Origin of the sequence: Rhodococcus sp. 14C212 (assembly GCF_011058195.1) — a bacterium.
Classification (GTDB): domain Bacteria; phylum Actinomycetota; class Actinomycetes; order Mycobacteriales; family Mycobacteriaceae; genus Rhodococcus; species Rhodococcus aetherivorans.
On sequence record NZ_JAALEH010000051.1, the window covers coordinates 26,188 to 40,015 of the forward strand.

The 13,828-nt window shown below is 70.3% G+C and carries 11 protein-coding genes; 6 read left to right on the plus strand and 5 right to left on the minus strand.

Translation table 11 applies throughout. The features are described 5' to 3' along the window. Positions 1 to 92 precede the first annotated feature (92 nt). Genes G6038_RS20030 through G6038_RS20045 form a run of 4 tightly spaced genes read left to right on the plus strand, consistent with a single transcriptional unit; the run spans position 93 to position 6,573 of the window. Positions 93 to 2,066 carry a cellulose biosynthesis cyclic di-GMP-binding regulatory protein BcsB gene (locus G6038_RS20030; RefSeq protein WP_165039530.1) on the plus strand — a complete coding sequence of 658 codons (1,974 nt, stop codon included), beginning with the start codon at positions 93 to 95 and terminating at the stop codon, positions 2,064 to 2,066. 12 nt (positions 2,067 to 2,078) lie between these two features. Next, positions 2,079 to 3,545 (plus strand): archaeosortase/exosortase family protein, encoded by a 1,467-nt coding sequence (locus G6038_RS20035; RefSeq protein ID WP_165039531.1) that lies wholly within the window; start codon positions 2,079 to 2,081, stop codon positions 3,543 to 3,545. Beyond that, positions 3,530 to 4,963, plus strand: a complete 1,434-nt coding sequence (locus G6038_RS20040) for a glycosyltransferase (RefSeq protein WP_165039532.1) — start codon at positions 3,530 to 3,532, stop codon at positions 4,961 to 4,963. Before G6038_RS20035 ends, G6038_RS20040 begins: the two co-directional genes overlap by 16 nt. A 17-nt stretch (positions 4,964 to 4,980) precedes the next feature. Further along, positions 4,981 to 6,573: a glycosyltransferase family 39 protein gene (locus G6038_RS20045; protein WP_165039542.1), complete on the plus strand. Its 1,593-nt coding sequence runs from the start codon at positions 4,981 to 4,983 to the stop codon at positions 6,571 to 6,573. A 704-nt stretch (positions 6,574 to 7,277) separates the two neighbouring features. Here the strand turns inward: G6038_RS20045 and G6038_RS20050 are convergent. After that, positions 7,278 to 7,730, minus strand: a complete 453-nt coding sequence (locus G6038_RS20050) for a MarR family transcriptional regulator (protein WP_165039533.1) — start codon at positions 7,728 to 7,730, stop codon at positions 7,278 to 7,280. Between the two features lie 139 nt (positions 7,731 to 7,869). Here G6038_RS20050 and G6038_RS20055 point away from each other — a divergent pair, with 139 nt between their 5' ends. Beyond that, positions 7,870 to 9,054 carry an MFS transporter gene (locus tag G6038_RS20055; RefSeq protein WP_165039534.1) on the plus strand — a complete coding sequence of 395 codons (1,185 nt, stop codon included), beginning with the start codon at positions 7,870 to 7,872 and terminating at the stop codon, positions 9,052 to 9,054. Between the two features lie 334 nt (positions 9,055 to 9,388). Here the strand turns inward: G6038_RS20055 and G6038_RS20060 are convergent, their stop codons facing one another. The 4 genes from G6038_RS20060 to G6038_RS20075 all read right to left on the minus strand — a co-directional run bounded on the left by G6038_RS20060 (position 9,389) and on the right by G6038_RS20075 (position 13,402). Continuing rightward, positions 9,389 to 9,859 (minus strand): cyclophilin-like fold protein, encoded by a 471-nt coding sequence (locus tag G6038_RS20060; RefSeq protein ID WP_165039535.1) that lies wholly within the window; start codon positions 9,857 to 9,859, stop codon positions 9,389 to 9,391. Between the two features lie 66 nt (positions 9,860 to 9,925). Further along, a complete protein-coding gene (locus G6038_RS20065; protein ID WP_165039536.1) occupies positions 9,926 to 10,966 on the minus strand; it encodes an NAD(P)-dependent alcohol dehydrogenase in 1,041 nt (346 codons plus the stop codon). A 52-nt stretch (positions 10,967 to 11,018) separates the two neighbouring features. Beyond that, a complete protein-coding gene (locus tag G6038_RS20070) occupies positions 11,019 to 12,299 on the minus strand; it encodes a multidrug effflux MFS transporter (RefSeq protein ID WP_165039537.1) in 1,281 nt (426 codons plus the stop codon). 80 nt (positions 12,300 to 12,379) lie between these two features. After that, entirely contained in the window at positions 12,380 to 13,402 is a 1,023-nt protein-coding gene (locus G6038_RS20075) for a zinc-dependent alcohol dehydrogenase family protein (protein ID WP_165039538.1), read from the minus strand. 142 nt (positions 13,403 to 13,544) lie between these two features. On the opposite strand from G6038_RS20075, the gene G6038_RS20080 reads away from it, so the two are divergent. Continuing rightward, positions 13,545 to 13,828 (plus strand): helix-turn-helix transcriptional regulator (locus G6038_RS20080; RefSeq protein ID WP_165039539.1); only part of this gene is annotated, 284 nt, incomplete at its 3' end.

The following is a 13,828-nucleotide window of genomic DNA, read 5'->3' on the forward strand; positions in this document are numbered from 1 at the left end:
CCGGCGGAGTGGGAGCGATATTGCACCCACGCCATCACGACGGTGTCGCACTTGTCCCACATTCCGTACCGAACAACCGTAAAGTCCCCGGGGTGCCGACCCAGACAATTCGCCGCGCCGGACACGCAATCCTCGTTCCCGCCCTGGCCGCGCTGACCGTGCTTGCCGCGGGCCCTGCCGCCGCGCAGGACCCCGTCGACCCGCCCGGCGACGTCGTCTTCGGCACACAGTCGCTGGGATTCGGCGACACGGTTGCCTTCCGCGGCCACAGCGACACCGCGACCCTCACCGTTCCGGTGCCGGACGGGCTGCGGCCCGCCGCGCTCGACACGACGGTGCAGATGCCCGCCAACGTCTCCCGCGGCTGGATCGACGTCCAGTCGCAGGGGCTGCTGCTCGCCCGCATCGACCTGCCCGCCGCCGGAACCCTGGTGCCGGTCTCGCTGCCCCTGGAGGCGGCGCCGATCGTGGACCGCGCCGTCACCGTCACCCTGACCGTCCACCTGCTCCCGTTCGACGGGATCTGCCCCGAGGACTGGACGGATCGCTCGGTGGTGCTGCGCGACGGACGCGTCCGCTACACCGGGGCCCCGACTCCGCCGGCCGTGGTCGCCGACTTCCTGCCGCCGATCCTCGACTCGCTGGAGCTGGCGCTGCCCGCCGACCCCACCCCCGCCGAGTCGGCCACCGCCCTCGATCTCACCGCGGCCGTCACCGCCCAGTACACGGGCCGGCCCTTGCGGGTGACGGTGCAGACCCTGCCTGGCGACGACGCGGTTCCCCCCGCCCCGGCCGGCCCGTTCACCCGGCAGATCGCGATCGTCGAGACCGACGGCGACGGCGGCGCCGCCCTGGTCTCGGTGCCCGGCGGCGGTCCGGCCCTCGCGGTCACCGGCAACGCCGACGCGCTGCGCAACCAGGCCCGCCTCATCACGAGCGACATCTCGTCGGTCGCGGTGGCCTCGGCGGCGACGGTCGGCACGCTGGGCCGGCCACCGCGGCTGTCCCCCGACGCGACGACCCTCGCCGAGCGGGGCCTCGGCGCCCTCACCGACACCGGGGTCGGCGTGGTGGAGGTGCCGCTCGGCATCGACCAGACCCGTCTGGGACGGCCGTCCCACAATCTGCGGATCAACCTGCAGGGCTCCTACACCCCGCTGCCCACGACCGAGGGCGGCCTGGTGTCGGTGACGGTCGGCGACACCGTCGTCGACTCGTGGCCCGCCGACGCGACCGGCCGCCTCGATCGGTGGATCACGGTGCCGGACAACGTGCTCGGACGGACCACCGACGTGGCGGTGTCCCTACGCGCCACCGGCGGCACCCACCAGTGCGGCCTGCAGCAGCCGATGACACTGACCGTCGACGCCGGCAGCCGCGTCACCACCGAACCCGCCGACCCGCCGCTGCCCGGGGGCTTCCGGTCGCTGCCGCAGGCGCTGCTGCCGAAGGTGAACATCGCCGCCACCGAGGCCGGGATCGCCCACACCGCCCGGGCCGTCGCGCTCGTGGCCGGGCTGCAGAGCCTGACCTCCGTGCCGCTCGATCCCGACTGGGTGAGCATCGACGAGGCCGCCACCGGCGGCACCCCCGCCATCGTCGTCGCCGCCGACGGCCGCGTCCCCGACACCCTGGAGCTGCCCCTCGCCGGCACGCAGGGCCGCACCCTCGACCTCGTCGACCCGGCCACCGGGGACGCCACCACCGTCACCTTCCCCACCGACGTCGAGTTCGCGTCGCTGCAGGTGGCGCGCGACGGCGACCGCACCGTCCTCGTCGCCGCGGCCACCGACGTGCCCGCCGAACTCGACCGCACCCTCGGCTGGCTCGCCGCGACCCCGCAACGCTGGGCCGAACTCGACGGCGACGTCCTGTTCACCACCGCCGACCGCGACCCGGTCGAACTCGCGCTCACCGATCCGGCCACCGAGCCCGCCACCCAGGAGTCGCTGAGCCGCACGACGGGCTGGGTGCTCGCCGGCGGCCTCGCCCTGCTGGCCGTGGGACTCGTCGCCGTGGGCGTCGCGGCCCTGCGATGGCGTCGCGGCCGGCCGCGCCCGCACTGATCGGATGTCGCCATGAGCACCGTCACGACCGCCGAGCGCGCCGCACTGTTCGCGCACACCAGCGCGCGGTGGACACTGATCGTCGCCGCCACCGTGCTCGGGTACTGGTCGACGTGGGAGCAACTGCTCACGGAAATCTCCCGCGGCACGGGCGGCGGCTACGTCCTGCTCGTGCCGCCGTTCGCGGTGCTCGCCGCCGAGGGTGTCACCCGGCGTCGGCGCGGCGAGCTGCCGATCCACGACCGGCAGACCGACCGGATCGTCGGCGGCGCCGTCCTGCTGATCGCGCTGGCGGTCAAGTGGCTGCTGCTGCCGCGGTACGGGCCGAACTACCAGATGATGCACCTCGACGTGCTGTCGGCGTGGACGTTCGTGATCGGCGCGTGCGTGCTGCTGTTCGGCCTGCGCGTCGCCTCCCGGTACTGGCCGGTGTGGCTGCTGCTGCTGGGCACGTCGCCGTTGTTCTACCGGGCGGTGCTCGTGCAGCTCGGCGGCACCAAGTTCGCCGCTGGCTTCCTGATGGTGCTGCTGGGCGCGATCGCGATCGCCGTCGCGGTCGGCCGCACCCGGCGCCGCGCGCTGATCGGCTTCTCCGCGACGTTGCTGCTCGGCCTGGTGCTGCTGGTCGCGGTGACCGCCCGCTACCCGGACGCGCGGGTCGCCGTCGCGCAGATCGTGCCGTCGGGCACGGCGGCGCTCGTCGTCGGCGGCGCGTTCTACCTGTACCGGTATCGCGGCCTCGCGCCGCGCACGCTGCCACCGAACCCGGTGTCGCCGCGCGAGGCGGCCCGGTCGATGTTCCTGATCGTCCCGGCCGCCGTGCTGCTGGCGTGGCTGCCGCTGCCGGATCAGCAGCTCACGCCGGTGTCGGTGGGCCCACCGCCGAGCGGCACCGTCAGCCAGGTGGTCCCCACCGGCTGGTACCAGCTCGAATCCATCGACTACGACTGGCCGCGAAGGTATTTCGGCTCCACCGCGCAGCTGCGCCGACAGATGATCCGGGCCGTCGAGCCGCGCGCCGACTGGGATCGGCTGTCGCGGCCGCGCACCGTCGCCGTGCAGACCCTGCAGGTGCGGCGGGTGGGTGTGTTCGAGGTGTATCCGGTGCAGACCTCCTACGATCTCGGGCGGGCGCGGGTGAGCCCGAAGATCCGGGTGGACCTCGGTCGCGGTGTGCAGGCCGAGTTCTTCACCGTCGTCGACGACGAGTTGCTGCTCACGTGGAGCCTGATGAACTTCATCTGGACGCGCGGCGACGCCCTCGCGCAGCGCGTGAGCCTGCTGACCGTCGACAACCACGAACTCGATGCGCCGTTCCCGCAGCCGACGCCGAACATGGCATCCAACGGGCGGAATCTGCTGTCGGTGTTCCTGCGCGGGCGGGCGTCGGTGGAGGATTCCGATCCCGAGTACAAGGACCTGGACATGCTCACCGAGCTGGGCCGTGATCTGGTGGAGGCGCAGTGGCGCGGAATCTAGTCGACGACGAGTTCAAGGCCGCCGCGCTGCACGACGCGGTGTACGGACTGCGGGAGAAGCGGCCGCTGTCGTCGGCGTCGGTGGCGTTCGTGCCGTGGCAGAAGTGGCTGACCCTCGGCCTGGTCGCCGCGGTGATCGTGGCGCTGGTGTTCGCGACGACGCCGGCGCTGACCGTGCTGATGGCGGTGTGCACGGCCGGGTACATCGCGACGCTCGCGGACCGGCTGCTGCTGTTCTCCCGCGGCCTGGCGCGCGACGCGATCCTCACCGTCGACGACGGCGTGGCGCGGGCCGTGCCCGAGCACACGCTGCCGACGTACACGGTGCTGGTCCCGGCCTACAACGAGCCGGAAGTGGTGGGCGATCTGCTCGCGGCGATGGCCGCGCTGGACTACCCGGCCGAGAAGCTGCAGGTGCTGTTGCTGCTCGAGGAGGACGACGCCGTCACGATCGCCGCGGCCGAGGAGGCGGGTCTCGGCGAGAGCGTCGAGATCCTGCTGGTGCCGGCGGCGGACCCGCGGACCAAGCCGAAGGCCTGCAACTACGGGCTGCACTTCGCCACCGGCGACATCGTCACCATCTTCGACGCCGAGGATCTGCCGGAGCCGCTGCAGTTGCGGCGTGTGGCGGTCGCGTTCGACCGGCTCGGCGACGACGTCGCGTGCGTGCAGGCGAAGCTGGCCTTCCACAACGGCACCCAGAACATGCTCACCGGCTGGTTCACCGCCGACTACGCGCTGTGGTTCAACTTCGTGCTGCCCGGCCTGATGCGCTCGAATTCGCCCATCCCGCTGGGCGGTACGTCGAACCACATCCGGCGCACCGTGTTCGACGAGATCGGCGCGTGGGATCCGTACAACGTCACCGAGGACGCCGACCTCGGGGTGCGCATCGCCGTGTCGGGCTACCGTACGGCCGTATTGGACTCGACGACGCTGGAGGAGGCGAACAGCGATCCGATCAACTGGATCCGGCAGCGTTCCCGCTGGTACAAGGGATATCTGCAGACGTGGCTGGTGCACGTGCGACGGCCCGTACAACTGTGGCGCGGCATCGGCACGGTCGGGATGCTCCGGTTCACGACCCTGCTCGCCGGGACGCCGATCATCGCGTGCCTGAACATGGTCTTCTGGTTGATCACCATCGCGTGGCTGCTCGGGCAGCCATTCCTGATCGAGGAGATCTTCCCCTGGTACGTGTACTTCCCCGCGTTGATCTCGCTGGTGTTCGGTAACTCCGCGGTGTTGTACATGAACCTGGTCGCGTGCCGGGAGACCGGCAACTCGGCGCTGTGGCTCGCCTGCCTGACGGTGCCGGTGTACTGGCTGATGATGTCGGTCGCGGCGATCAAGGGCACCTATCAGCTGATCCGCACTCCCTCCTACTGGGAGAAGACCTTCCACGGGCTGTCGTCGTGAGGGGCGGCGCGGCCCGGGTGTTCTGGCTGTCCTGCCTGCTCTATGCGGCGGTGGGGCTGTACCTGTCGCTGGATGTGGCCTATTTCCAAGGCGATTCGCTCAGCCGCGTCGCGGCCGCGCGCAGCGCCCTGCACAGCCGCGACCCGCACCTGGCGGCGATCGGGTTCGTGTTCACGCCCCTGACCGCGCTGATGCAGTTGCCGCTCGTGGCGCTGTCGGACTGGTGGCCGGCGCTGACCCGGTGGGGCATCACGGCGGTGGTGATGTCGGCGCCGTTCATGGCCGGGGCCGTCACCCAGGTCCACCTGTGCGCCCGCGATCGTGGTGCGTCGCCGTGGCTGGTGTGGACGGTGACGGTGCTGTTCGCGCTCAACCCGATGATCGTGTACTACGGCGCCAACGGCATGAGCGAGGCGCCGTTCCTGATGCTGCTGTGCTGGGCGACGCGCCGGCTGGTGCGGTGGATCGGCACCGACGACGTGCACGACCTCGCCGTCGCCGGGATCGCCGTCGGGCTGGCCTATCTGGCGCGGTACGACGCGCTCGCCGTCGGCGCGGCCGTCACCGTGCTCGTCGTCGCGGTGACGTGGTGGCGCACCCGCGTGTGGCGGGCGGCGCTGCTCGACGCGATCCTCGTCGCCGCCCCGGTGGCGTTGGCGTTCCTCGTGTGGGCGGCGACGAGCTGGCTCATCACCGGCGAAGCACTGCAGCAGTTCTCGTCGTCGTACGGCAACGCGGCGATCCTCGAGCAGAGCGGCGGCGGCTCCACCGGGGGCCTGGGGGCGCTGGCGTTCTCCGTCGCCGAGGTCCTGGTGCTCGGGCCCGCGCTGCCGCTGCTCGCGCCCGTCGTCGCGGTGCTGGCCTGGCGCCGCCGGGACTTCGAGCCCGTCGTGCCCTTCGTCGTGCTGGGGGCGGTGCTCGCGTTCGCGGCCCTGTCGTACTTCCGCGGCATGACGTTCCCGTTCCTGCGGTTCTACCTCGTCGCGGTGCCGCTGGCGGCGATGTGGGTGGTGCAGCTCGCGCCCCGTCGCGGGCAGCTGCGGGCACGCCGGCTCGGTGCGCACGCGACGGTGCGCCCGCAGGACCGCGGCTCCCTCGCACCGGCCGGGGCGCTCGCGCTCGCGGTGTCGGTGCCGATCACGTTCGTCGCGATGGGCAACGCGACGCTGTCGCAGGAGCAGCACGCGCTGCGCACCGTGCTGTTCCCCGACCCGGACGACACGTCGCAGCTGCGGGACCAGGAGAACCGCATCATCGCGTCGTTCGGCACGGAACGTCGCATCGCGGACCACCTCGACGCGCTCGACCTGCCGCCGGGTTCGGTGGTGATGGACACCGTGTACGGGTTCGCGGTCCTCACCGCCACCGACCGGTCCGAGCAGTTCGTCATCCCGTCCGACGCCGACTTCACCCGCATCCTCAACGATCCCGCCGCGAACGGCGTGCGGTATCTGCTGACCGTGCCGAACGAGGGCCGCGGCGTCTCGGACGCGGTGAACCGCCGCTACCCCACCGTTTTCGAGACCGGCGCCGACATCGCGACCCTCGATCTGGAGATCCCCAACGACGGCGACAACCAGCCGACCTGGCGTCTGTACCGGATCGGTTGACGGGCCCGCGCGCCGCGTGCCACCATCGCTGCACCGACCCCGAAAACGGGGCGACCCCGGCCGGTGCGCCAACACCGAACCGGGGTCTGGGCACACGACAGTAGGAGCTGTCATGCACCGTGAGGTGGATTGTATCCACACGCCGATCCCAGGCGCGTATCCCCGGGAGTGGCCGCGTGCCACACACCCGGACGTGACGTCGTCCGCTGCACTGACCTGCGCGAGCCCGCCGACGACCTGACCTGCACCCCGCCCCGTACCCGACCGCCGGGTCCGGGGCTGTCGGTGTTTCCCTGCGTGCGTGCGAGGGCCGTTCCGGTGACCGAGGCGCACGCGGTCACGTCGTTTTCCGTGCGGGTCCGACGCTAACCAACCGCATCCGGCATCCTTCGTCCCGGTGAACGGCACCGGGCACCCGATCGAGCACGGGTCGACACGTCCGACCGGGTCCAGCTCAGCCGCTTGCCTTTTCGGCAGGCGGCCATACGTGCTGGCCGAGACGCGGTATCGGGGTATGGTCCGTGGGTTTGCTTGGGGAAGGGGCCGACAAGTCAGGGACCCGAAGGGTCTCCGTCTGCTTTGCCGTCCCGGATTCTGCTCTGCCGGGCCCGAACACGTGGACTCGATCCGGCGACGCGCACCGGCACCCCGGCGAACGGATCCCAGCGCCCGGGAGCACAGCGCCCGGATCTACAGCGCCGGGATCAGTGCGGACTCGGCGGCAGCTCGTGCAACGCGCGCACCAGCGGCGCCAGCTCCGGGATCTCGCACGCGTTGCCGAGCGCGGCTTCGAGGGTGGCGTCGTGGGTCGGACGCGCACTGTCCAGCAGCTCACGTCCGGAGGCGGTCAGTTCGGTGTAGATGCCGCGGCGATCGTCCTCGCACAGGATCCGCGTGAGCAACCCGCGCTTCTCGAGACGATTGACCAGCCGGGTCGTCGCGCTGCTGCTCAGCGCGGCCGCGCGGGCGAGCTGCGCCATCCGCATGTGCCAGCCGTCCTGCCGGCTCAGCGCGTCGAGCACGGTGTACTCGACCACCGAGAGCTGGTGCTGCTGCTGGAGAGCGCGTTCGAGCTCGGTGTCGAGCGCCCCGTGCAGTGCGGCCAGCGTGCGCCAGCCTTGCGCGCGGATCTCCACCGCGTCGTCCGCAATGCCCACGTCGCCTCCTTGCTTCCTCCTCTCACCGATACTACCCGCTTGCGCATACATAAGGCGCGTGCAACTATTTATGAGGCGTCTGCAACTACTGCACACGCGCTCTATGCGCTGACGCGCAGATCTTCGAAAGGAACTCGACGTGCCTTCAGGCCTCATCGCCCTCGCCATGGGCGGTTTCGGGATCGGCCTCACCGAATTCGTGATCATGGGATTGCTGCCGGAGGTCGCCGCGGACTTCGCCGTGAGCGAGTCCGTCGCCGGCTACCTCATCTCCGGGTACGCACTCTCGGTCGCCCTCGGCGCGATCCTTCTCACCGCCGCCCTCACCCGCTTCGACCGGAAGCGGGCCCTGCTGTCACTGATGGTGCTGTTCATCGTCGGCAACCTGCTGTCGGCCGTCGCTCCGTCGTACGAGGTCATGATGGGCGGACGCATCATCGCGGCCCTGTGCCACGGCGCGTTCTTCGGCATCGGATCGGTCGTGGCTGCGGACATGGTCGCACCCTCCAAGCGCGCCGGCGCCATCGCCATCATGTTCGCCGGCCTCACCATCGCCAACGTTCTCGGAGTTCCGTTCGGCACCCTGCTCGGGCAACAACTGGGGTGGCGCTCGACCTTCTGGGCGATCACCGCAATCGGCGTGGCGGCGCTCATCGGCATCACCGCGTTGGTGCCGGCCACTCCCCCTGCCGCCGCGCACGGCGGCCTGCGCGGCGAACTCCACGCGTTCCGCAACAAGCAGGTCTGGTTCTCGATCGCGCTCACCGTCCTCGGCTACGGCGGCATGTTCGGCGCCTTCACCTACATCGCCTTCACCCTGACCGAGGTCAGCGGCTTCGCGACGTCCAGCGTGCCGTGGCTGCTCATCGTCTTCGGCTCCGGCCTGTTCGTCGGAAACTACCTGGGCGGCAAGGCAGCCGATCGTGCCCTCACCCCGGCACTGACCTGGATCCTCGCCCTGGTGACCGCCGTCCTGATCGTCTTCGCCGCGACCGCCGACAGCAAGATCATGACCATCCTCTCGCTGTTCCTCTTGGGCGCCTTCGGTTTTGCGACAGTCCCCGGCCTGCAGATGCGAATCATGAACTACGCCTACGCCGCCCCCAGCATGGCCTCCGGCGCCAACATTGCCGCCTTCAACGTGGGCAACGCCCTCGGTGCCTGGCTCGGCGGACTGACCATCGCAGCCGGCCTGGGATTCACCTCTCCGATCTGGATGGGCGCAGGCGTCACGGCCGCCGGCCTCGTCGTCCTGTTGATCGCCACGGCGATGGATCGGCCGAGGGACGAAGTGCCGACGGACTCGACGCTCGTGCGTCTCTGACGTCCGCCCGCCGATCCCGGGTCCATCCGACCGCCAAGGCTCGCAGAACCGGACCCGCACAACCTTCCCCACAGCCCTCGTCGCAGAGTGCGTCGGTAACACACCCGGACGGGCATGGAACGCCGGGGCCGTGGGGTGCGAGAGATGTTGTAGCGGTGCTCCTTTCGTAGCCTCGTCCGCGACTACGGGTACAGCGGGTCCAGGTATGTCGTCACAACGAGAATGACGATGACCAGTCCGAAGACGAATACGTCCCGACGATGGAAGCGGGGTTCGGGCCGGGGCCTCCGGTCTTCCACGTCCGTGCGGAAATCTCATGCGATGATGCCCCGGGTCAGTCCCTCACGTGTTCGATTCTCACCAGGAGGTCCCCGGTGTGCTGCCCGATGACGTCCACTCCCCCGTCGAGGGTTCCCAGCCTCACGATGCCGTCGTGGTAGCCCTGGTCGCCGTAGTACAGGACGAGGTCGTTCCACGGCGCGTAGTAGCCGATGTCCCCCGGGGCAGGATCTGCGCCGGGTGGGGCGCCGGTGATCGACAGGGACGCGGGTAGCTCGGCGACCTTTTCCACGGATCCGAAGTCGGTCATGGTGAGGGTCAAAGGTAGCTGCGCGGAGAGGTCGTGGGCGGCAGGGGTGTCCGACAGCGTACCCGTCAGGCTCTGCCCAGCGACGGTGAGCGCGATGCGGATACGGTCCTGCCGGTCGTTGTGGGCGGTGGGCTCCTGAGGACTGCTGCACGCGGCTGCAAGTGTTACGGCAGCCAACGACAACGACACGTGCGCTGCACGAAAGCGGGTGTCCATCAGGCGTCCTTCGGCGTGGTGGTTCGGGCGGGCCCGTGAATGCACTCAGGCGCTGCGGGCTGCAGATCAACCGAGGGTGGCAGTGTCGATGACGAACCGATAGCGGACATCGGACACCAGGACGCGCTCGTAGGCGTCGTTGATCAGGTCCGCGGGGATGACCTCGACGTCGGCGCCGATGTCGTGTGCGGCGCAGAAGTCGAGCATCTCCTGGGTCTGGCGGATGCCGCCGATCATCGAGCCGGCGTAGGAGCGGCGGCCGCCGATGAGGGAGAAGACGTTCAGGCTCAGGGGTTCGGCCGGGGCACCGACGTTGACCAGGGTGCCGTCAACCGCGAGCAGACCGAGGTAGGCATCGACATCGATGGCGGCGCTGACGGTGTTGACGATCAGATCGAAACGGCTCGAGAGCTGCTCGAATGTGACCGGATCGCTGGTGGCGTGGTAGTGGTCGGCACCGAGCCGCAGGCCGTCCTCCTGCTTCTTCAACGACTGGGACAGCACCGTCACCTCGGCACCGAGGGCGTGAGCGATCTTGACAGCCAAGTGCCCCAGACCGCCGAGACCGACGATGGCGACCTGCTTGCCCGGTCCGGCGTTCCAGCGGCGCAACGGCGAGTAGGTGGTGATGCCGGCGCACAGCAGCGGCGCAGCGGCCGCGAAGTCGAGTGTCTCGGGCACGGAGAGAACGAAGTCGGCGTCGACGACGACGTGGGTGGCATAGCCGCCCTGGGTGGTGGTGCCGTCTCGGTCGACGCCTGCATAGGTGGGGACCATGCCGCCGAGACAGTACTGCTCGTCGCCGTTGCGGCAGTTCACGCACTCGCGGCAGGAGTTGACCATGCAGCCCACTCCGACGCGGTCACCAACCCGGTGGCGGGTGACGTCGGCACCGACCTCGGCGACGAGACCGACGATCTCGTGGCCGGGGACGAGCGGGTAGGGCTGGGGTCCCCAGTCGCCGCGGACGGTGTGGATGTCGGAGTGGCAGATGCCGGCGTACTTGATCTCGATGAGCACGTCGTTGGGTCCGACGTCCCGTCGTTCGATGACCGCCGGGGCCAGCGACGCGGACGCGGACGAGGCTGCGTAGGCATGGACACGCATAGAAGCTTCTCCTCTGAGTGGAATTGCGGTGGTTTCGGGCCGAGCTGAAGGTTCAGGCGAACGCACGGTGTTCCGGCGTGCCGGCTGCCGGTGGGCGGAGCAGGACGTATCCGCCGACGCCGAGCAGGGCTGCGGTGACGGTGACGACGCCCAGCGGCACCGCGGTCCCCGGACCGGCGAGACCGACGAGGGGTGCGGTGACGCCGCCGAATGCGAACCGGGCCAGCCCCAGCAGCGAGGCGGCCGAGCCGGCGACCTCGGGATAGTTCTCCAGCGCGAGGGACGTCGACGGCGGGGTCGTGACCGCGACCCCGCTGACCATCGTGAGCAGGGAGACGACCATCGCGGCCAGAGGCAGGTGCGCAGCGGCGGTGAGCAGCACCCCACTGGCGCCGGCCACCACCATGATCAGACCGGCGACCAGGGTGCCCCGGACGGACCATCGCTCCGCGAGGCGACCGGCGAGGAAACCGAAGACCATGAAGCCCAACGAGTTCAGCCCGAAGGCGTACGAATAGCCCTGCGGTGACAAGCCGTAGATGCCCTGCAGCACGAAGGTGGCGCCGCTGAGATAGGCGAACAGGGCGGCGTTGACGAACCCCGTGACGAGGACTGCGCCGAGGAACACCCGGTCGGCCAGCAACCGGCGGAACACTCGCCCGGTGTCGGCCAGGCCACCGGTTCGTCGACTGTCCGGTGGCAGCGTCTCACGCAGCACACCGGCACTCGCTGCGAGGATCATCACGCCGACGACGGCCAGGAACACGAAGGTGCCCCGCCAGTCGGTGACCGTCGCCAGCTGCCCACCGATGACCGGGCCGACGATGGCTGCCAGACCACCCAGGACGGTGAGTCGCCCGTAGTACCGCAGGAGGCGGGCACCGGAGTACAGATCGCGGCCGGCGGCCTGGGCGATGACGATGCCGACCGCGCCGGTCAACCCCTGCACCAGGCGCGCCGCGACGAGCATCTCGATGGTCGGGCTCACCGCACACCAGGCGGACGCGGCGATGAAGGCCCCGACTCCGATCAGCAGCGGGCGACGGCGACCGAACCGGTCCGACAGCGGACCGGCGACGACCTGCCCGAGCGCGAGCCCGAGCAGGCAGGCGGTGACCGTCAGCTGCGCGGCCGACGTGCTCGCCCCGAGGTCGGCAGTGAGCGCGGGCAGGACCGGCAGGTACAGGTCCATGGAGATGGGGCCGAAGACGGTGAGCAGGCTCAGCACGACCCCCAGCGCCCGACCCCCGGGCCCGGGGCCCGAAACGCTGCCGACCTTGCCCACGGCGACCCGGTGGTCGTCGCGGCGGTCCGAGGTCAGGGAGGCAGACATGAACGAACGGCTCCTGATGAGTCGTGAGTCGGCCGTGCGGCAGACTCGAGGCGGTGACCGCCGGCGGGTGACGGTCGAGGTCAGGGGCGGAGCAGAACCTTGATGGCGCTTCGCTCGTCCATGGCCTTGTAGCCTTCGGCGGCCTTCCCGAGGGGCAACTCGAGGTCGAACACCTTGCCCGGGTTGATGATTCGGCTCCAGATCAGGTCGATGAGTTCGGGCAGGTACTGCCGAACCGGGGCCGGACCGCCGTGCAGGTGCACGTGGGAGAAGAACAGCTCGTCGCCGGGCAGCTGCACGTCGTGCGCGACACCGACGTAGCCGACGTGCCCGCCGGGCCGAGTGGACCGGATGGCCTGCATCATCGACTCCTGGGTGCCGACGGCCTCGATCACCGAGTGCGCCCCCAGCCCGCCGGTGAGCTCCTTGATCCGGGCGACGCCCGCGTCGCCGCGCTCGACGACGATGTCGGTGGCACCGAACTCGCGGGCCAGCCGCTGGCGCGGTTCGTGGCGGCTCATCGCGATGATCCGCTCGGCACCGAGTTGCTTCGCCGCCAGCACCGCGAGCAGGCCGACGGCGCCGTCGCCGACGACCGCGACGGTCTTGCCCGGCCCGGCTTCGGCGGCGACCGCACCGAACCATCCGGTGCCGAGGACGTCCGAGGCAGCCAGCAGGGACGGGATCAGGTCGGGGTCGGGCATGCCCGGAGTGGCCACGAGCGTGCCGTCCGCGAGCGGAACCCGCAGGAACTCGGCCTGGGACCCGAGCGTGCCCATGATCACGCGGTGGATGCACGAGCTCTGATACCCGGCGCGGCAGATCTCGCAGGTGTTGTCGGACGCGAAGAACGAGCCGACGACGAAGTCGCCGACCTTGATGTTGGCGACGTCCTCACCGATCTCCTCGACGACGCCGACGTACTCGTGGCCCATGGAGATCGGGCCGTCGTAGGTCTCGACACCGCGGTAGGGCCACAGGTCCGAGCCGCACACGCAGGTCGCGGACAGCCGGATGATCGCGTCGGTGGGTTCGACGAGGGACGGACGGTCGCGTTCCTCGACACGGACGTCGCCGGGGGCGTGCAGGACTGCTCCTCGCATGACGGTTCTCCTTGATGTTCGAACTCCAGGTCCGGCATGTCTCCGGGCCGACTTCCATGAAACTCCGCTCACCGCGCGTGCGGGAGGTCGCGTTCATAGGGGGTACAAGCAGAACCTCCCACAAGCCAGTACCGGACGTACCGTGGACGACGTGGACAACCGCGCCGATATCCGCAGCTTCCTCGCCACCCGGCGGGCCCGGCTCACCCCGCAGCAGGTCGGGCTGCCTGCCGGCGGCGGGCGCCGACGGGTCCCCGGATTGCGGCGCGAGGAGGTCGCAGTGCTGGCCGGGGTGAGCACCGAGTGGTACACCCGCCTGGAGAAGGGCCACATCGGCGGCGTCTCCGACGACGTCCTCGAGGCGGTCGCCCGGGCACTGCAGCTCGACGAGGCCGAACGGGCCTACCTGTTCGACCTCGCCCGCGC